Genomic DNA, 17284 nt, shown 5'->3' on the forward strand with positions numbered 1-17284 from the left:
TGGGGCCGCTCGCATTAGCCGTTAAGCAGCCGGTCGAAGCTGTCCTGCGCTTCCCGGCGAATTTTCTCTTCATCGAGCGTGGTGCATTGCCCGTTTTTCACGACTTGCCGCCCGTCGACCCAGACATGGCGCACATCCCGTCCGGAGCCCGCATACACCAGGTGGGAGACAATGTCTGTCATCGGATAAAAATGCGGCTGATCGATGTCGATCGCGGCGATGTCCGCTTTCATGCCCGTCTTCAGCTTGCCGATCTCATCCGACTTCCAGATGGCGGCCGCGCCAAGCGAGGTGCCTAACTTCAACGCTTCGGAAGCCGGAATGACTGTCGGATCACCGGAGATGCCTTTGTGGAGCAAAGCCGCCATCGTTATTTCCTGGAACAGGTCCAGATTGTTGTTGCTTGCTGCGCTATCCGTGCCCAGCGATACTTTCACGCCAGCGCGCAGTAGCTCCGGCAATCGCGCCACGCCGCTTGCCAGCTTCAGGTTGCTCACCGGATTATGGGAGACGGAGACGCCTCGCTCCGCGAGCAGCGTGATCTCTTCATCAGTCAGATGTACCGCGTGAGCCACGAGCGCGGGACGCGAGAAGAAACCTAAACGGTCCAGATGCTCCACCGGCCGTACGCCGTAATCCTGCACGTTCTGCTCGACTTCCCTTATCGACTCCGACATATGTGTATGCAGGGCAAACGAATGGTCATGGGCGGCTTGCACGAACTTCTCGATAAAAGCTGGCGGACATGTATACGGCGCGTGCGGGGATAGCATCGTCGTAATACGGCCGTTCGCTTTGCCGTTCCATTCGAGGGCGAAAGCGACCGCTTCTTCCAGCTTCGCTTTCTGCTCCTGCTCGGAGCATAAACCAATTGCGCCGCGCATCAAAACGCCACGAATGCCCGACTGCTCGGTTACCTTCGCGACTTCGTCCATCCGGTCGTACATGTCCACGAACGTCGTTGTGCCGGTCCGCAGCATCTCGACGATCGCAAGCGCCGTTCCTGCCCTCGTGTCGGCGGCCACGTACCTGCCCTCCATCGGCCACATTTTCTGCTCGAGCCATACTTGCAGATTCTGATCGTCCGAAAAACCTCGAAGAAGCGACATGGCGGCATGGCCGTGCGTATTGACTAGCCCGGGCAGGAAAACAAGCCCTTTTCCGTCCATTTTCTCGGCTTGCTCAGAGACGTCTTTAGGCTCTTGTTCTCCAATATAAGTAATGCGGTCTTCGGTAATGACCATATGACCCTTGATTACCGGGGCGGCATCGTCCATCGTCACGAACAGACCGTTCCTAATCCATAGCTGTTTCATCCGACTCTTCTCCTTCATGGTTCAAATAATAGGCCAGGCTGAGCAATTCCCGTGTAAAATCGGCATGATGGATTCGCACCTCGTCGGGAACGCGCAGAATGGCGGGAGCAAAGTTCAAAATGCCTTCAACACCTGCCGCCACGAATTGATTCGCCACGTTCTGCGCTTCGAATGCCGGCACGGTAATGATGCCGATCCGAATGTTCTGCTCCGCGATCGTTGCGGCAAGCTCGCTCATCGGCTTTACGATGAGATTGTTGATGCTCGTTCCGATCTTGCTGGCGTGATCGTCGAATACGGCCGTGATTTTCATATTGTCCTTCGAATACTTATTGTAATTGCATAAGGCATGACCGAGATTGCCGGCGCCTACGAGCGCGACCTTGATCGTCTGGTTCACCTTTAAAATTTGACGAATGATCTCGATAAGATAAACAACGTCGTAGCCGATTCCCTTGCGCCCGAATTCGCCGAAATACGCGAGATCCTTGCGGATCTGCGCCGGGTTCAAATCGAGCTTTACGCCCAGCTCCTGCGAAGATACCGTTTGGATTTCGCGACTGTTCAGCTCGTTAAGCACCTGCAGGTAAATCGGAAGCCGTCTGACGACCGCTTCGGATATTTTGGCGTGTTTCATGATGATGCCCCCTTCCCCTTCGTTCCTTCGAATGCGTCCTCGGGATTTTCCTCGTTTAACCATTCTCTCATTCTGGTCACCATCTGGTCCGTGAACATCGTTTCGATCTTCGGCCCTGGCAACGAGTAGAGGAAATGTTTGCCGTAATACGCATCAATGACTCGCGTGTCATAAATAATGACGATGCCTTTGTCCTGCGAGGTGCGCACCAGCCGGCCGAAACCTTGCTTAAACCGAATGACGGCCTGTGGGATGGACAGCTTCATGAACGGGTTTTGTTTCTGCCTCTGCAGAAGCTCCGCCTTCGCTTCTTGAAGCGGATGATTCGGCGGTTGAAATGGCAGCCGTACGATGGCGAGGCAAGTTAAGGCTTCGCCGGGAATATCGACGCCCTCCCAGAAGCTGCTCGTGCCGAGCAGCACGGATTCCGGCTGCTGCAGAAACCGCCTCGTCAGCTTCGTACGGTTGCTGCTGTCGATGCCTTGTCCTAGCAGACCGATGCCTCCGGCGGATAACCTGTCTTTCATAAGCTCGTATACTTGCTTCAGCATTTTATAGGAAGTGAAAAGCACGAGCATACGGCCCCTCGTTTCAATAGCCGCTTCGGCCAGCGATCCGGCTAGCTTGTCGAGGTAAGCATCGTCGACCGAAGCGCCCTTCACAACGGGAAAGTCGCGCGGCACCATCACAAGCGCTTGCTCCCTGTAGCGGAACGGCGATGGGAGCTGGACCGTGCTTAACTTGCCTTGTGCTTCGTACCCGGTCAATCCGAGCTGCTCTTCCGCGTATTGGAACGATTTCTGCACCGTAAGAGTAGCGGAAGTCATAATAATGCTGTCTTTCGCGTCAAAAAAATACTTTTGCAGCTGCTCGCTTACGTCGACGGGCGCCGCGTATAGCTGCACCGAACGGTACCGATACGCCGTGCTTGCCTCGATCCAGAAGACGAAGCTTGGCTGCTCCAGCTTCATGAAGATGCGCAGCTCGTCCTTCATGCGGGTCAAATCCCGTACGGCGCCGTTCAAATCGGTTAATGTCGCTTGCACGGGCAGCTCGTCGACGCGGTCCTTGACGTCGTTCATCAGCTTCTCGACGGTCTTGACGACCCGGGTAAGCTCGACGTGGATGTTGTTCTCGACCTGGGAAGCTTCTTCCCACCCTGCAGGAATGCCTCCGCGATGCAGCCTCCGCACCATGGCGCCGTTATCGCTTAAGCTGTCGGAACGATCGGCAGCCAGCTCGTATAACATCTCGTACAGCTTGTCCCAATGCTCCTTAATTTCCTGGAACACCGGAATGACCGTATCGATCGTCTCCACCCATGACTGGACATGCTCGTCCCCTTCATTCTGAAGCTTCATTCGCAAAGCGGGTAGCAGCCCGGAACGGCTGTCTTTGAACAACCTCGTAACCGTATGTACGAGCGAGAAATAATTCACATTCATGCCCAAATGTTTGCCGGCTACTTCTTCGACATGATGGGCTTCGTCGATAATTAGATGCGAATAGGACGGCAGCAAACGATGATCCGCTTGCACATCGGTGAACAGAAGCGAATGATTCGTAATGCAAACATCCGCCACGTTCGCTTCATGTTTCGCGCGATGGTAATAACAGCGCTTGAACCACGGACATGCACGGTTCAAGCAGGAATCCGCGTCGCTGGACACGGTTGACCAGAAGTCGGCTCCCCGGCTGCCGAAGTTCAGTTCCTCCTGATCGCCCGTCTCAGTTTCGCTTAGCCATACGACCATTTGCGCCGCGGTAATGGCGTCTTCCGTTGGCGACAGCAGATCCTGCACGTTCACTTTGCCTTCAAACTTGCGCAGGCACAAGTAATTTCCTCTTCCTTTGAAGATCGAAGCTTTCACCGGGAAAGGCAGCACTTCGCCAAGCAATGGCAAGTCCCGGTTGCGCAGCTGTTCCTGCAGGTTGATCGTATGCGTGCTGACGACGATTTTGCTCCCGCTTTGCACGCCGTAATACAGCGCCGGGATGAGATAGCCGAGCGACTTCCCCGTACCGGTGCCCGCTTCGATGAGAAGATGCCGGTCAGCCGTCAGCGCCTCGAATACATGATGGAACATTTTCGTCTGCGGCTCCCGCTCCTCGTAATCTTGAAAGCGCTCTTGAAACTTCGAGCGGACCATGTCCAGATATGCTGCGAACGTCATATCCGCCGGGATGGCCTCTTCTTCCTTATCCTGACGCGCCGGCTGTTCCTCGTTCCACTCTCGCGCTCGAAGCGCGAATTGCCGGTAATAATCGTATTCGTTCGATTCGAATACCGTGTTCTGTTCCATAAAGGTTTGATTGTTGTTCAAGAACCAGTGCAAATCCTTCGAACCGTCGATTAACGCAACGAGCCGCTGCACGGCGAGCAGCGGCAACGAGCGAAGCTTCTTGACGGCCTCGATGAAAATATGCGCGGTCGCGAGCGCGTCGCTGTCCGCACGGTGATGATGGTCGTGCGTAATGCCGAACTGCTCAGCGACCGCGCCTAACTGATAAGTGGTTATACTTGGATATAAGATACGCAATAGTTCGATGGTATCCAGCCTGCGGCCCGTGAATGGGAAATAACCGCATTTTTCCAGCGCTTGATTCAGGAAACCGGAATCGAACCCTACGTTATGCGCGACGAGCACGGCGTCATCGAGCAGCGGGATCAGCTTGAGCAGCACGTCGTCGAGCTCCGGGGCGTCCGCTACCGTCTGTTCCTCGATCCCGGTCAATTGCGTGATGAAAGCCGGAATAGGAATCGTCGGCTTCACGAACGAACTGAAGGTATCGATGATTTGCAGGTCGTCCGATACAATCACGACGCCAACCTGCAAGATTTCGTCCTCCGCGCTATGTCCAGTTGTCTCCAAATCCAGCACTGCGTAATTCATACATTCCCCGACCCTCTCACAAACAGCACAGCTCCGTGCTTCCGAAATATAACGATAATTGCCCTGGCGTTTCTTGGCATGATCTTAAATTGTTTAATGAGTCCGTAAAGCTCGGATACACCTCGTAGGCTTTCTGAAACAGCTTCTCGGCATGCGCCATGTTCATCTGGACCGCATGAATGCACCCAAGGGCATTATATCCTAAAGCGAGCCACTTCGGAAAGTCCGACAATACAATGAGCAGCTGGAACTGTCTCTGCGCCTCGTTCCAGTTCTGCAAGTGCATCTGGCTCATCCCGAGGAACAGCCTGGCCAGATTGCATTCGGGCGCAGCGGCGATCGCGGACTGGAACAATCGGGCGGCTTCGGCGAACATAAATAATTTATAATAACCTTGCCCTTTATTAATTAGCGCCTCGGCCGCTTCGGGAATTTCCAAATCGCCGTAGCTGCATGGGGCCTTCGCGCTTACCGTGATCGGATAGCTGACGCTGACCCCCTTAACCGTCGTATCGCCAGCCTGCGGCTCAATGGAGGACGTCTGTTCGCAAGCTTGCGTACTAAGGATGCTTGACCCTTCGCCGAAGTCGAACGGCCCGCATTCGTCCTGAAAGTCGGCGAACTTTTCTTCGAACTGAAGCCATTGCTCGATGAACGCGTCGCTTACCTTCTTCAGCTCGCACAGCTGATCGTGATACACGCTCCGCTCCTGATCGGTGGCCGTTTTGTAATGCTCTTTGATCCCGTCAAGCCATTCATTCATCGAGGAGAACATATGCTGTATCATACCGCATCCCGCCTTCGCTTTGGATTAAGGAGTGATACGGTCATTTTTTGTTTGATCGGGCTTTTTCATACGGCATGCCAGTCGTTACATAAGTAAGTCATTTTCGCGGATTGCGACCACTGCGATTATCCGGCAAGTTTACAGAATTGTGGCATGAAGCTCTTCGGTAAGCACTTTGACCGGCTTGTTTTCTTCGTTCAGAATCGTCACAATCGGCTTATGAACTCGCGCTTCTTCCGTCGTCATCGTCGCATAAGAAATAATAATGACCTTGTCTCCTGGCTGTACTTGTCTCGCCGCAGCTCCGTTCAAGCAGATGACGCCAGACCCGCGCTGCCCCGTAATGACGTACGTCTCGAACCGCGCTCCGTTATTATTGTTGACGATTTGGACTTTTTCATTTTCCAGCAGATCAGCCGCGTCCATCAAATCCTCGTCGATCGTGATGCTGCCGACGTAGTTGAGGTTCGCTTCCGTTACCGTTGCGCGGTGCAGCTTGGATTTCATCATCGTTCTAAACATAGTTAAATCACCTCCGGCAGGTTAACTGGATCAAATATCAAATAAACGGTTGTCGATCAATCGGGTCGTCCCGAATTTCACGGCCAAAGCAACAATCGTTTGTTCTTCGAGCGTTGCCGTCGATGTTTGTTCATCGATCGGCTCGAGCGATGGATAGGTCAGAAACTCTGCGTAATCGATCTCCGCAAGCTCCGATTCCGTAATGTGCGAGACGATGTTGCGCTTTAATTGCCCGGCAGTCATGCCCGGCGCGTAAAGCCAATCTCCAGCCATCTGAAGTGATTGCGAGAGCCTAACGGCTTGCTCGCGCTGCTCCGCGGATAAATAGACGTTCCTGGAGCTTAACGCAAGGCCATCAGGTTCCCTTACGGTTTCGCAGCGTACGATCTCGACTTCGAAGTTCAAGTCATGCACCATCTGCTCGATGACGGCTACCTGCTGCGCATCTTTCATCCCGAAGTAGGCGCGAGTCGGAATTACGAGATGGAACAGCTTGCTGACGACAGTGCCGACCCCGTCGAAGTGTCCAGGACGGGACGCGCCGCATAAACGGCTGGTAATTCCGCTTACCAATACGGTCGTCAGCGGCCGCTTTGGATACATCTCCTTCACCGAAGGGAGGAAGACGATATCCGTGCCGCACTCAGCAGCGATAGCCAAATCCCTCTCCTCGTCCCTCGGATAACGGTCCAGATCTTCGTTCGGGCCGAATTGGAGAGGATTAACGAAGATGCTTAACACGGTCACGTCGTTCTCCTCTTCAGCCCTCCTTAACAGGCTCGCATGGCCCTCGTGCAAGTAACCCATCGTCGGCACGAAGCCGAGCGACTTCCGATCCGTTCGCAGCTCGCTTAGGCTCGCTTTGAGCTCTTGGATGGTGCGGCATACGATCATGTATACTGGACTCCCTTCTCGGCTTGCAGCTCCGCCGGAGCTTCGGTTTTGGAAGCAAGTCTCGTATTGGCATTACCTTGGGCTTTGGGCGCTCCGTATAACGAATCCGTCGCCGTACTCGCCGTCTGCGGCTGGAACACATGCTCCTCCGCCGGGAAAGCGCCGCTTTTCACGTCGCCCACAAACGATTCGATCGCTTCGCGAACCGTCGTTCCGATGTCCGCATACGTTTTGACGAATCGTTTCTCGAAGTAAGGAGAAGCATATTGCAGCAAATCATGATACACGAGCACCTGTCCGTCGCAGGCTCTGCCTGCGCCGATTCCGATCGTCGGTATAGATATAGCTTCGGTTATCGCGGCGGCGAGCGGCTCGGTCAGCAGCTCGAGCACGATGGCGAACGCTCCCGCCTTCTCCAGCGCCAATGCGTCCTCCATGAGCCGCTCCGCATCTTTGTCGAGTTTCCCTTGTACTTTGTAGCCGCTAAGCTGATGCACGGATTGCGGCGTGAGGCCGATATGGCCCATGACAGGTATGCCCGCCTTCACCAACGCTTCGACGTCACCGGCGATTTCAGTGCCGCCTTCAAGCTTCACAGCCTGCGCGCCGCCTTGCTGCATAATTTTCGCTGCGTTCATTAATGTCGCCTCACGGCTTGCGCCGTACGTCATGAACGGCATATCCGATATAATAAACGTATTCGTTGCCGCGCGCGCGACAGCTCTCGTATGGTATACAATGTCGTCGATCGTCACCGGAATTGTCGTCTCGTAGCCGAGAACCACATTTCCGAGAGAATCGCCTACCAGAATCGTATCGATGCCTGCTTCTTCCGCCAGCTTGGCCGACGGATAATCGTAAGCTGTCACCATGGAAATCGCATTGCGCTCCCGCTTCATCTTCTGAAGGCCGGAAATTGTCAGTCGTTTCCTCATCAGCTTCATCCCCTTTATGGCTATTTTGAACACAAAAAAACCTTTTAGCCGTTGCTAAAAAGGTTACCAAAGAGAAAAGGAAATTTTTGCTTGTCGTGCTTCCTTCTGTCTCGGTCCCAACGGCTCTGAGCAGAGTGCGCATCCCAATCATTGACAATATCAAGTTCTTGGACAAATGCTGGCCACCTACGCATCAGTGCAGTTTCGCAAGGAATACCGCCTGATGCATTTAGTTTACCAAAAATTCGGTTAGCCGTAAACGGCGCTCCCGGATTCTTCGCGCATTTATGCCCGGTTAACCGGCGAATCGAGCGGCTCGCCCATCTCCGCTGAGAAAATCGTCACAAGCGTGCCGTCTTCACGGCGAACCCGAATCGCGCCGCTTTCGTCAAGCGATTCGGGAATGCCGGTAATTTCGCCTTGCGGCGTGACCAGCTTGACTTGCTTGCCCAGCGACACCGCAAGCGACTCCCACAAGGATGCGATCGAACGGAAACCTTCCTGCAGGAACAAATCGTACAGCTGCTCCCATTCGGCTAGAAAGTCGGCGATCAGCTCGGTCCGGTCGTACGTTCTGCCCGAAGCGACCCGAAGCGAAGTCGCTTTGCCCAGCACCTCTTCCGGATAGTCTCCTTCAGCCAGATTTACGCTGATTCCGATACCCGCGACGATATATTTGAGCCGCTCGTCTTCCGCGGCGGATTCCAGCAAAATGCCGCTGATTTTGCGACCATCGACCAACAGGTCGTTCGGCCACTTGATGCCGATCGGAAGCCGCGTGACTCGCCTGAGGCTTCGGCATAAGGCTACAGCGGCAAGAAGCGTAAGCTGCGGCGCGCAATGGATCGGGACGGAAGGCCTGAGCACCATGCTCATCCATATCCCCTTCCCATATGGCGAAACCCAGCTCCGCCCCATGCGGCCGCGCCCGCTCACCTGCTGCTCCGCGATGACGAGCATTCCTTCGGATACGCCATCTTCCGCAGCCTTCCTTGCTAGGTCTTGCGTAGAGGGCACTTCGCCCGCAATCGTCACCAAACGTCCGAATCTGCTTGTCTTTAAGGCACTGTCGAGCACGTTTGAATCCAGCTTGTCGGGCTCGAAGAGCAGCTTGTAACCGAGCTTGGTCGACGCTTCGAATTCGTAGCCGGCCGCTTCGAGCTTTTTGATCGATTTCCAGATCGCCGTCCGGCTAACGTTAAGCGCTTCGCTCATCTTGGCGCCGGAGACGAATTGTCCCGGATGGTCGCGGAACAATTGCACGAGCGTTTCGTTACTCATTTTTTTTGCTTCCTCTCTCTTCCGCATTCCATGCAGCCGCTTGTAGGGCCAAAGCTTCTTTCGTGTTCGCCAATCGGCCCAAAGCAACCTCGAGCAGCATCCGTTCCAAATAGTCCTTCAACCACGGCCCAGCCTCCCTCTGCAGCGCGGTAGCAAGCTGTGCGCCATTCAGGTCAAGCTCCTTTACGGAGTAAATCGGAGACTCGTTCATCAGTCTCTCGAACCTAAGGAGGCGTTCTCGCAAAATATCTTCAGCTTCGGAGTCGGCACCGAGCGCTCGCGCGATTCGAAGCCAGCTGGATGAGGCAGACACCCCAAGTCGAAGGAATAAGCTTGTCCACCGGATATCTTGTTCCCGATCTTCCAACTTATTGGTCCAACCGTCCGATAGTTCATCTTGTACGCGAACAATGGACAAAATGGTTTGCATTCGTTTGTTGGATAGGCGCAGCGCCTCTAAAATTTGCTGCGCTTTATCCGCTCCAACGCCGGAAGCGATGGCCAAGAACGCCCATCGATCCTCCAATTGCTCGATGGTATCCAACCCACTTAAGTCGATCGCCGTTGCGGGAGCCTCAATCGGGATTTTCGTATGCCACAGTAGGCCGCTGGCATACAGCCAAGCCATGCAGCGAGCCGGCTGAACGCTGGCCAACATCTTGTCGAGCTCGGCTTGAATCCGCTCCATTGCGACATGCCGGAGCAACTCGCGATGGGCAAGCAGCGCTCGCCACGCCGACGTGGCCGGACGGAGCCCATACATGCCGATAAAGCGAACCGCGCGAACCATGCGAAGCGCGTCCTCTTGGAATCGTTCATTTGCGTTGCCTACGCAGCGCAGCAATCCCCGTTTGAGGTCTTCTAGTCCGCCGTAGGGATCGTAAACGCGGCCATCAAGCCGAACGGCCATGGCGTTCACCGTGAAGTCGCGTCTAAGCAAGTCGCCATCCAGATCGGTAAGAAAGGACACGGCGCTCGGTTTACGATGCGACTCGTAAGTGGATTCTTTGCGGTACGTCGTCACTTCGTAAGGCGTTCCGCCATGAATGACCGTGACTGTCCCGTGCTGCAATCCGGTCGGAATGCAGCGCGGGAACATCTCCAGTACCTGCTCGGGTTTCGCCGAAGTGGCGATATCGACATCCTTTACCGGAATGCCGAGCACGGCATCACGCACAGCGCCGCCTACGAATACGGCTTCATGCCCGGCCCCGTCCAATCGTTCGATGATCGGCAGGGCAGCCGCCATGGCGGCGGTCAGTCGGATCATCGTCATTCGCACACCGGCACGGGCAGATTCGCTTCGATGCCTAAAACGCGGTAGTAGATTTCCTCGTATTGCGTCGTGATCACGTCGTTGCAGAATACGAAACGAGCCCGATGGAGGCAAGCCTCCCTGAATTGCGCAGCCAGGCGTTCGTCGTTAAGTAGCAGTTCCGCATTGGCGGCCATCTCTTCCACGTTGCCGATATCGGATAAGAACCCCGTCTCGCCGTGCGTAACGAGCTCAGGTATGCCGCCCGCGTTCGATCCGATCGTCGGAACGCCGCAAGCCATCGCTTCAAGCGCAACTAGACCGAAGCTCTCCTTCTCCGATGGCAGCAGAAGCACATCCGCAAGCGAGATCACTTGGGCGACATCCTCCTGCTTGCCCAGAAACTGTACCCGATCTTCCAATCCCAGGTTTCGGATCTTACATTGGATCTTGGACAACTCGGGTCCTTCGCCCACCAGCAGCAGCTTGGACTTCACCTTGCTTGCCACGCGCTCGAAAATATCCACGACATCCCCGACTCGTTTCACGGGACGGAAGTTGGAAATATGCATCAAAATTTTCTCGTCGGGCTCGGCGAAGTCACGGCGAAGCGTTTCCACGTCGCGCGGGTAATAAACGCGTTTGTCGACAAAATTGTAGGTTAAGTCGATCGGAGTCGTAATGTCCAGCAGCTTGCGCGTTTCTTGGATCAGATCGTTCGAAACGGCCGTGACGGCATCGCTTTGATGAATGGCTAACCGGATCAAGTCCTTAAGCGATTCGTCCTGCGCGAGCACCGTAATGTCGGTTCCGTGCAGCGTCGTTACCGTCTTCAGCCCATCGCAGCTCATCTGCTTGGCCAGGTAAGCGCATACCGCGTGAGGGATCGCATAATGGACATGGAGCACATCCAGCTTTTGCATTTTGGCCACTTGCGCCATTTTGCTCGCGAGCGACAAGTCGTAAGGCGGATATTTGAACACATAATAATCGTTGACTTCGACTTCGTGGAAAAAAATGTTTTTATTAAACTTGCCTAACCGGAAAGGAATGCTATGCGTTATAAAATGAATTTCATGTCCCCGCTCCGCAAGAAGTTTGCCGAGCTCCGTCGCTACGACACCAGAACCGCCAAGCGTAGGATAACATGTGATACCGATTTTCAGTTTTCTGGCCATGTCTGATGCACCTCCCGCTAATAAACCCTAACTATATGGACTTTTTGAACACGTATTATATGTATTCCCTACTGGTCAAAAGAATGAAATTCCGTACGGTCGCTTAATCGCGAATCCTTCGGCATAGGCCCAACCCCTGCCTTGGGCCAGCAAGGAATCCCGCGCTTCCACCCGTTCCAAGTAACCGCTCGTCAGCGGCGTCTCTACCGCATTCGCGCTAGCGGATAGCTCGAACTGCGAGCGATATGCCCTTAGCGCTTGGCGCTTCGTTTCGTAGTGCTCGGATACGTCCACGGCAAGCGACGCATGTTCCATATCGTTTATGAAGTAATAGATCAATTGTTCGACTTGAACAGCAGGCAGCGACGGCAAGTAGTTTCGCAGCTTCGCATTAAAAACAGCTTCCTCGATCAGCTTGCTCGCCTGCACGTGATCGGGATGGCGATCCACCCAATACGGCGCAAACACGAGTCGCGGCCTCCATCTCCTAATCGCTTGCACGACGCGTTCGATATGGCCGCGGGACAGCTCAAGCCCCCGATCCGGAAGTCCGAGATTCTCGCGCGCGTATAAACCAAGCACCGCGGATGCCGCGTCGGCTTCTTGCCGACGCAGCTCCACGGTGCCGTTGGATGACATTTCCGCTTCAGTCAAATCGCAGATGACGATGCTACGGCCGGCGCTTGCGTGCTTAGCGATCGTGCCGCCCATTCCGATCTCCGCATCGTCCGCATGGGCGCCGAATACGAGAATATCGATGTTTTGCATTATTCGGCCGCTCCAGGCTTGTACTTGTGCACAAGCTCTCTCCAGGCGAAATCGCCGCGTTCCACGGCTTTCACAAGCACTTCCGCCGTTGCGATGTTCGTCGCGACCGGAATGCCTTGAACGTCGCATAGTCTGAGCAAAGCAATAATATCAGGTTCATGAGGCTGAGCCATAAGCGGATCCCTTAAAAATATGATCAAATCCATTGCGTTCTCCGCAACCATAGCTCCAATTTGCTGGTCTCCGCCTAGCGGTCCGGACATGAAACGATAGATCGACAGCTTCGTTTGCTCCATGATGCGCGTACCGGTCGTTCCAGTAGAGAAAAGCTTATGCGGTACGAATACATGTTCGTAGGCCGTCACAAAGTTGACGATTTCATCTTTCTTGCGATCGTGGGCGATAAAGGCGATATTAAGCATGACGTTCCCCTCTCTAGATGAAACAAGGATGTGTTTGGATCGAAATTAGTCCATCAAATGTTCGAAGCCGTAAATAAGTCCGGTGTAACCCATCACTTTCTTGACGGCGACGTTGACGCCCGGCATATAACCGGCACGCTCGTACGAGTCATGGCGGATTTTGAGCGTTTGCCCATAACCGCCGAATATAACTTCTTGCTGCGCAAATACGCCTGGCAGCCTGACGCTATGTATACGGAAGCCGTTGTAGTAACCGCCGCGAGCCCCTTCGATCGTTTCTTCTTCCTTCGGATTGCCTTGGCGAAGCTCTTCGCGAACTTGCGAGATCAGCTCGGCCGTCTTGATCGAAGTGCCCGACGGCGCGTCCAGCTTCTGGTCGCCGTGATATTCGATAATTTCGACATGGGGCATATATTTGGAAGCTTGCGCGGCGAACTTCATCATCAAAATCGCGCCGATCGAAAAGTTCGGAGCAATCAAACCGCCGATACCTTTCTCTTTGCACAGCTCGTCCAGCTCTTCAATCTGTTCCGGGGTAAAACCGGTAGTCCCGATAACGGGACGAACCCCGTACTCAATTGCGGTTTTCGTATGGCCGTAAACCGCATGAGGTACCGTGAAATCGACAAGAACGTCGGCCTTGGCCGAACTTAATGCCTCGTCTAACGTCTTGCTTACCGTAACGCCGCAGGCCGGCTTGCCCGCCAGCATGCCTGCGTCGATCGGCCCGGAAGACGGATTGACCGCCGCGACGAGCTGGAGCGCTTCGTCCTCCAGAACCATCTTCACGACCTCGCGGCCCATTCTGCCGCCCGCGCCGGTTACGGCTACTCTAATCGGTTTAGTTGACATTGCGATCACCTTATCCTTTGTCTCTATTCAATGTGGAGCGAATGCGCTTCATGCGAAGCTTGCGGTTAATATCCGCGAACAGCCGCTTCGCGACGGAATGCTGCGGATCCAGGCGGAGCGCTTCCCGCGCAAGATCATGGGCTTGCATAAGCTCACCTTCGGTAAACCGGACCATCGCGAGCGTATAATAACCGTCGAAGCTGAGCGGATCCAGCGCGATCGCTGCGCCGAGCCGATCGCCCGCCTCCAGCAGCCTGGGCGGCGATTCCGCAAGCAAGCCGTTCGCTTCCGCCAGCAGCAGCTTGGCTTGAATGAACTGCGAATGATAGCGGTATTCGTCGTTATCCGGCTCCAACTTTTCGGCTGCGCCCGCGTATTCCTTGGCCTTGGCCCATTTGTTGCTTCTGGCGCAGGATACCGCGCATTTATGATAATATCCCGCATTGCCAGGATCGGCCTCGATCGCAAGCTCGAACCAGTGGATCGCGCCTTCGAAATCGCCGCGGAATATATAGTCGTACGCCTTCCTGATGCAGCTTTCCCCATCCATCCGTGCCATCCTCCTTGTACAGGATTGATGGTACAGCATATGTCGGGAGCTTGCTTACAGTTCGTTCATTTTCTTCGTCCAGCGGTTCGCGTCGCGTGTATTAAACTTGTGCATCACTTTGTTGTGGGCTTCTGTTAAATCGATGTCGAGCGAATTCGCGAAGCAAGATAAGATAAACAAGATGTCGCCAAGCTCCATCTCGATGCTATTTTCCGCCTCGTCCGCTTTTTTCGGTTTCTCGCCGTACTTATGGTTAATTTCCCTGGCCAATTCGCCGACTTCTTCCGACATACGAGCCATGAGCGCTAGCGGGCTGAAGTATCCTTCTTTGAATTGCGAGATATAAGCGTCTACTTCTCGCTGGATTTCTGACAATGATTTTTCGGGCATAACCGCGCTTCCTTTCCAACAATCGCTATTCTTTTCTATGTTACCGTATTGCTCTGCCGAAAATCAATGTTTTTTGAAGTACGCAACTTAGACATACTAAGGGCAGCAGCCCATATTCCGAAGGGAGTTTTTTAGTTTTATGAATCGCATTATTAGCCAAGTTCGCATCATCGTGCCAATCCTCGTCGGCGCCGCCATTTATGCATTCGGCCTGCAATATTTCCTGCTTCCTAACCAATTGATGGAAGGCGGCGTGACGGGGATCGGGGTCTTGCTTAATTACGCGGCGGGATGGCCCTTGTCCGTCACGACTCTGCTGCTCAATATTCCGTTGTTTCTCTTAGGCTGGAAAGCGCTTGGCAAATGGCAAATGCTTTATACGATCATCGGGACGGTATCGTTATCGATATTCCTTGCGCTCATCGAAGAAATGATACGCAACGATTGGATTGTCCCCTTCCATAGCACCAACGATAATATGCTTGTGGCGCTTTACGCCGGCGCTACTCTTGGCGCGGGTCTTGGCATCGTCTTCCGGTTCGGGGGCACGACCGGTGGTATCGACATCGTAGCCAGAATACTGTCGAGACGAGGCTTCAGCATGGGCCAGATCATCTTGTTGTTTGACGCGCTCATTATCGGAGTTTCGTTAATCTACATATCGCTGGAGAAGGTTCTCTATACCCTGGTCGTTGTCTTCATTGCTACAAAAATCATCGACTTCATCCAAGACGGCGCCTATTCCGCCAAAGCCTTCTCCATCATCTCGGATCATAGCGCCGCCATCGCGCAGAGAATCACGATAGAGCTAGAGCGAGGGGTAACCTTAATGCCGGCCAAGGGCGCGTTCTCCGGGCATGACAAAGAGGTCGTTTATTGCGTAGTGGGCCGGTACGAAACCAGACGCCTCAAAAGCATCATACGCAATATCGACCCTAGGGCGTTCATCGTGATCGCCGACGTCCATGACGTTCTCGGAGAAGGCTTCAAGGAGGAATAACGGCCTCCGCGGACCTGCTAAAAAAGTTATTTGATGGATTTGATTCCGTAAGGCGTTTGCTTGTACTTTCGCCATCCTACATAAGTCAATACGGCGGAGATCATCGTACCGAGGAAGAAGGTCCATTGCAGCGGATGCGATGCCGAAGGAGGAGCAAGCACTGGAACAGGGTCGGCGTTTTCTTCCGATCGGAAAATATGGTCCAGCGCCAGCGCCGTACCGTCCAGCGACTCTTCAACCAATCGAATGCCTTTTTTGGAGGCGTTTCCTTCCTCCTTCTTCAGCGAGTCGATCATCTTCACCGAATAAGCCATTCGTTGTCTTAGCTCTTCCACGCGGAGCGAGTGGCCGGTCATGATAGCGGCAGTTTCCATGCGATTGACATGCGCTTGCATCGTGGTAAGCAGCGCGTCGGCCGCATCGGCTGCTGCCAAACGATCGTCCGTGCTTCGTTTGAGCGCTTGTCCGACCAACCGGACATCTTCCCTCAGCAACCGCTCGTACTGGTACCATAAAGATCCGCTGCCGCCGATCACGGCATCGAAAGCCAATCTGACCCGGGCGGCATATTCTCGCCATTCCGTATTGGAAGAGCCCCTAGCAAGCACTAATTCGATCGCCTTAAGGTCGGCTGCGATCGCGTCCCAACCTTCTTCATGACCGTAATAGCGCAGCATCTCGCTTGCAATGCCCTTCTGAAGCTTCTGAATCTGTACATAGGCATATTGCCGATTATTATCATTCGCGGCGCCGTACAGCGCCGTAGCCATTTCATCCATTCGGTACAGCGATTCGTACGGACTATCGGTGAACAAAAACATCACTTTCGATTCGGGTCCCGTGCCGCCCCATACGGCGCCGGCCGATCCGATCGTCATGAAGACACATAGGATAAACGGAACTACAAACCGCGTTTTCACGAACATCACCCCATAGACCACTTTATGAGGAATTGTCCAAGCTTATACCTGATTTCTGTACCGGTAGACCAGCCATGCCGCGGCAAAGCTGAATAGCGACAAGATGTAGGTGAACAGCTCTACAGCCGAGCGATCATCCTCCAATTCATCGGGAAGCCATGGATTCACGCCATATGTATAGTCGATCGTATCGTTAAGCAGCAGCCATCCTAACGCGATAACCAGCGCGATGGGCCCTGCTTTCATAAAACGGTAATAAAGCAGCGCCTCCACGGCCATCGCGAGATGCGATGCCATCAGCATGTAATGAGTCCAATTAAGCACGTCGCCTTGCGAAGCGCCTGCGATGATCATGGCAACTGCCCAAATGCCATACTTCACCGAACATACGACGGCCAAAGCTTCGATCAGTACTCTCCCCGCCTTCGCGAAACCGGACGGATTGCCGAGCGGGAACATGAGATAGAGTAATGCCATCGTAAAAAATAAGCTGGATGTCGGCGAATCTGGAACAAAAGGAATCATCCAAACCGGCTTATGGACGGCCGTCCATTCCAGCTGACTGTCGTACCAAATGTACCCGTACACGGTCCCCGCCAAATTCACGATGAACAGCAGCCACAGGAACGGGCGATTCAATAAGAAGCTTTTGCTCCAGAAGAAAGAGACTTGCATAACAGGCC

The 17284-nt window shown here is 54.1% G+C and carries 18 protein-coding genes; 1 reads left to right on the top strand and 17 read right to left on the bottom strand.

Annotated elements, in window-relative coordinates:
- Positions 1-14 precede the first annotated feature (14 nt).
- From RB620_RS01950 to RB620_RS02020, 15 genes are all read right to left on the bottom strand, one after another.
- Positions 15-1316: an amidohydrolase gene (locus RB620_RS01950; RefSeq protein ID WP_308091821.1), complete on the bottom strand. Its 1302-nt coding sequence runs from the start codon at positions 1314-1316 to the stop codon at positions 15-17.
- The gene (locus RB620_RS01955; protein WP_308091822.1) at positions 1297-1953 is read right to left on the bottom strand and encodes a redox-sensing transcriptional repressor Rex; all 657 of its coding nucleotides are present in this window, start codon (positions 1951-1953) and stop codon (positions 1297-1299) included. The genes RB620_RS01950 and RB620_RS01955 overlap by 20 nt, the downstream gene beginning before the upstream one ends.
- Complete coding sequence (dinG, locus tag RB620_RS01960; protein WP_308091823.1) at positions 1950-4847, bottom strand: ATP-dependent DNA helicase DinG; 2898 nt, start codon at positions 4845-4847, stop codon at positions 1950-1952. Before dinG ends, RB620_RS01955 begins: the two co-directional genes overlap by 4 nt.
- 16 nt (positions 4848-4863) lie before the next feature.
- Positions 4864-5634: a tetratricopeptide repeat protein gene (locus RB620_RS01965; protein WP_308091824.1), complete on the bottom strand. Its 771-nt coding sequence runs from the start codon at positions 5632-5634 to the stop codon at positions 4864-4866.
- A 138-nt stretch (positions 5635-5772) separates the two neighbouring features.
- Positions 5773-6156: an aspartate 1-decarboxylase gene (gene panD / locus RB620_RS01970; protein ID WP_308091825.1), complete on the bottom strand. Its 384-nt coding sequence runs from the start codon at positions 6154-6156 to the stop codon at positions 5773-5775.
- Positions 6157-6186: 30 nt separating this feature from the next.
- Positions 6187-7050, bottom strand: a complete 864-nt coding sequence (gene panC, locus RB620_RS01975) for a pantoate--beta-alanine ligase (protein WP_308091826.1) — start codon at positions 7048-7050, stop codon at positions 6187-6189.
- Positions 7047-7985 carry a 3-methyl-2-oxobutanoate hydroxymethyltransferase gene (panB, locus tag RB620_RS01980; RefSeq protein WP_308091827.1) on the bottom strand — a complete coding sequence of 313 codons (939 nt, stop codon included), beginning with the start codon at positions 7983-7985 and terminating at the stop codon, positions 7047-7049. Before panB ends, panC begins: the two co-directional genes overlap by 4 nt.
- Before the next feature lie 285 nt (positions 7986-8270).
- A complete protein-coding gene (locus RB620_RS01985) occupies positions 8271-9266 on the bottom strand; it encodes a biotin--[acetyl-CoA-carboxylase] ligase (protein WP_308091828.1) in 996 nt (331 codons plus the stop codon).
- On the bottom strand, positions 9259-10536 hold the full coding sequence (locus RB620_RS01990) for a CCA tRNA nucleotidyltransferase (protein ID WP_308091829.1): 1278 nt from the start codon (positions 10534-10536) through the stop codon (positions 9259-9261). The genes RB620_RS01985 and RB620_RS01990 overlap by 8 nt, the downstream gene beginning before the upstream one ends.
- Before the next feature lie 2 nt (positions 10537-10538).
- On the bottom strand, positions 10539-11699 hold the full coding sequence (gene bshA / locus RB620_RS01995) for an N-acetyl-alpha-D-glucosaminyl L-malate synthase BshA (protein ID WP_308091830.1): 1161 nt from the start codon (positions 11697-11699) through the stop codon (positions 10539-10541).
- A gap of 75 nt (positions 11700-11774) precedes the next feature.
- Entirely contained in the window at positions 11775-12467 is a 693-nt protein-coding gene (gene bshB1 / locus RB620_RS02000) for a bacillithiol biosynthesis deacetylase BshB1 (protein WP_308091831.1), read from the bottom strand.
- A complete protein-coding gene (locus tag RB620_RS02005) occupies positions 12467-12889 on the bottom strand; it encodes a methylglyoxal synthase (protein WP_308091832.1) in 423 nt (140 codons plus the stop codon). The genes bshB1 and RB620_RS02005 overlap by 1 nt, the downstream gene beginning before the upstream one ends.
- 45 nt (positions 12890-12934) lie before the next feature.
- Positions 12935-13741: a 4-hydroxy-tetrahydrodipicolinate reductase gene (gene dapB / locus RB620_RS02010; protein WP_308091833.1), complete on the bottom strand. Its 807-nt coding sequence runs from the start codon at positions 13739-13741 to the stop codon at positions 12935-12937.
- A gap of 10 nt (positions 13742-13751) precedes the next feature.
- Positions 13752-14291, bottom strand: coding sequence for a tetratricopeptide repeat protein (locus RB620_RS02015; protein WP_308091834.1), 540 nt, complete (start codon positions 14289-14291; stop codon positions 13752-13754).
- Between the two features lie 54 nt (positions 14292-14345).
- The gene (locus tag RB620_RS02020; protein ID WP_308091835.1) at positions 14346-14681 is read right to left on the bottom strand and encodes a nucleotide pyrophosphohydrolase; all 336 of its coding nucleotides are present in this window, start codon (positions 14679-14681) and stop codon (positions 14346-14348) included.
- Between the two features lie 139 nt (positions 14682-14820).
- On the opposite strand from RB620_RS02020, the gene RB620_RS02025 reads away from it, so the two are divergent.
- Entirely contained in the window at positions 14821-15681 is an 861-nt protein-coding gene (locus tag RB620_RS02025; RefSeq protein WP_308091836.1) for a YitT family protein, read from the top strand.
- A gap of 26 nt (positions 15682-15707) precedes the next feature.
- Here the strand turns inward: RB620_RS02025 and RB620_RS02030 are convergent, their stop codons facing one another.
- Positions 15708-16601 carry a sporulation protein YpjB gene (locus tag RB620_RS02030; protein WP_308091837.1) on the bottom strand — a complete coding sequence of 298 codons (894 nt, stop codon included), beginning with the start codon at positions 16599-16601 and terminating at the stop codon, positions 15708-15710.
- A gap of 42 nt (positions 16602-16643) precedes the next feature.
- Positions 16644-17276 carry a DUF1405 domain-containing protein gene (locus tag RB620_RS02035; RefSeq protein ID WP_308091838.1) on the bottom strand — a complete coding sequence of 211 codons (633 nt, stop codon included), beginning with the start codon at positions 17274-17276 and terminating at the stop codon, positions 16644-16646.
- Positions 17277-17284: the final 8 nt, after the last annotated feature.

This window comes from Paenibacillus sp. LHD-117 (assembly GCF_030929555.1).
GTDB lineage: Bacteria > Bacillota > Bacilli > Paenibacillales > Paenibacillaceae > Pristimantibacillus.

Excerpts from the sequence above, each read along its gene's own strand:
- RB620_RS01950 (WP_308091821.1), bottom strand. The coding sequence starts at position 1,316 with ATGAAACAGCTATGGATTAGGAACGGTCTGTTCGTGACGATGGACGAT.
- RB620_RS01955 (WP_308091822.1), bottom strand. The coding sequence starts at position 1,953 with ATGAAACACGCCAAAATATCCGAAGCGGTCGTCAGACGGCTTCCGATT.
- dinG (WP_308091823.1), bottom strand. The coding sequence starts at position 4,847 with ATGAATTACGCAGTGCTGGATTTGGAGACAACTGGACATAGCGCGGAG.
- RB620_RS01965 (WP_308091824.1), bottom strand. The coding sequence starts at position 5,634 with ATGATACAGCATATGTTCTCCTCGATGAATGAATGGCTTGACGGGATC.
- panD (WP_308091825.1), bottom strand. The coding sequence starts at position 6,156 with ATGTTTAGAACGATGATGAAATCCAAGCTGCACCGCGCAACGGTAACG.
- panC (WP_308091826.1), bottom strand. The coding sequence starts at position 7,050 with ATGATCGTATGCCGCACCATCCAAGAGCTCAAAGCGAGCCTAAGCGAG.
- panB (WP_308091827.1), bottom strand. The coding sequence starts at position 7,985 with ATGAGGAAACGACTGACAATTTCCGGCCTTCAGAAGATGAAGCGGGAG.
- RB620_RS01985 (WP_308091828.1), bottom strand. The coding sequence starts at position 9,266 with ATGAGTAACGAAACGCTCGTGCAATTGTTCCGCGACCATCCGGGACAA.
- RB620_RS01990 (WP_308091829.1), bottom strand. The coding sequence starts at position 10,536 with ATGATCCGACTGACCGCCGCCATGGCGGCTGCCCTGCCGATCATCGAA.
- bshA (WP_308091830.1), bottom strand. The coding sequence starts at position 11,699 with ATGGCCAGAAAACTGAAAATCGGTATCACATGTTATCCTACGCTTGGC.
- bshB1 (WP_308091831.1), bottom strand. The coding sequence starts at position 12,467 with ATGCAAAACATCGATATTCTCGTATTCGGCGCCCATGCGGACGATGCG.
- RB620_RS02005 (WP_308091832.1), bottom strand. The coding sequence starts at position 12,889 with ATGCTTAATATCGCCTTTATCGCCCACGATCGCAAGAAAGATGAAATC.
- dapB (WP_308091833.1), bottom strand. The coding sequence starts at position 13,741 with ATGTCAACTAAACCGATTAGAGTAGCCGTAACCGGCGCGGGCGGCAGA.
- RB620_RS02015 (WP_308091834.1), bottom strand. The coding sequence starts at position 14,291 with ATGGATGGGGAAAGCTGCATCAGGAAGGCGTACGACTATATATTCCGC.
- RB620_RS02020 (WP_308091835.1), bottom strand. The coding sequence starts at position 14,681 with ATGCCCGAAAAATCATTGTCAGAAATCCAGCGAGAAGTAGACGCTTAT.
- RB620_RS02025 (WP_308091836.1), top strand. The coding sequence starts at position 14,821 with ATGAATCGCATTATTAGCCAAGTTCGCATCATCGTGCCAATCCTCGTC.
- RB620_RS02035 (WP_308091838.1), bottom strand. The coding sequence starts at position 17,276 with ATGCAAGTCTCTTTCTTCTGGAGCAAAAGCTTCTTATTGAATCGCCCG.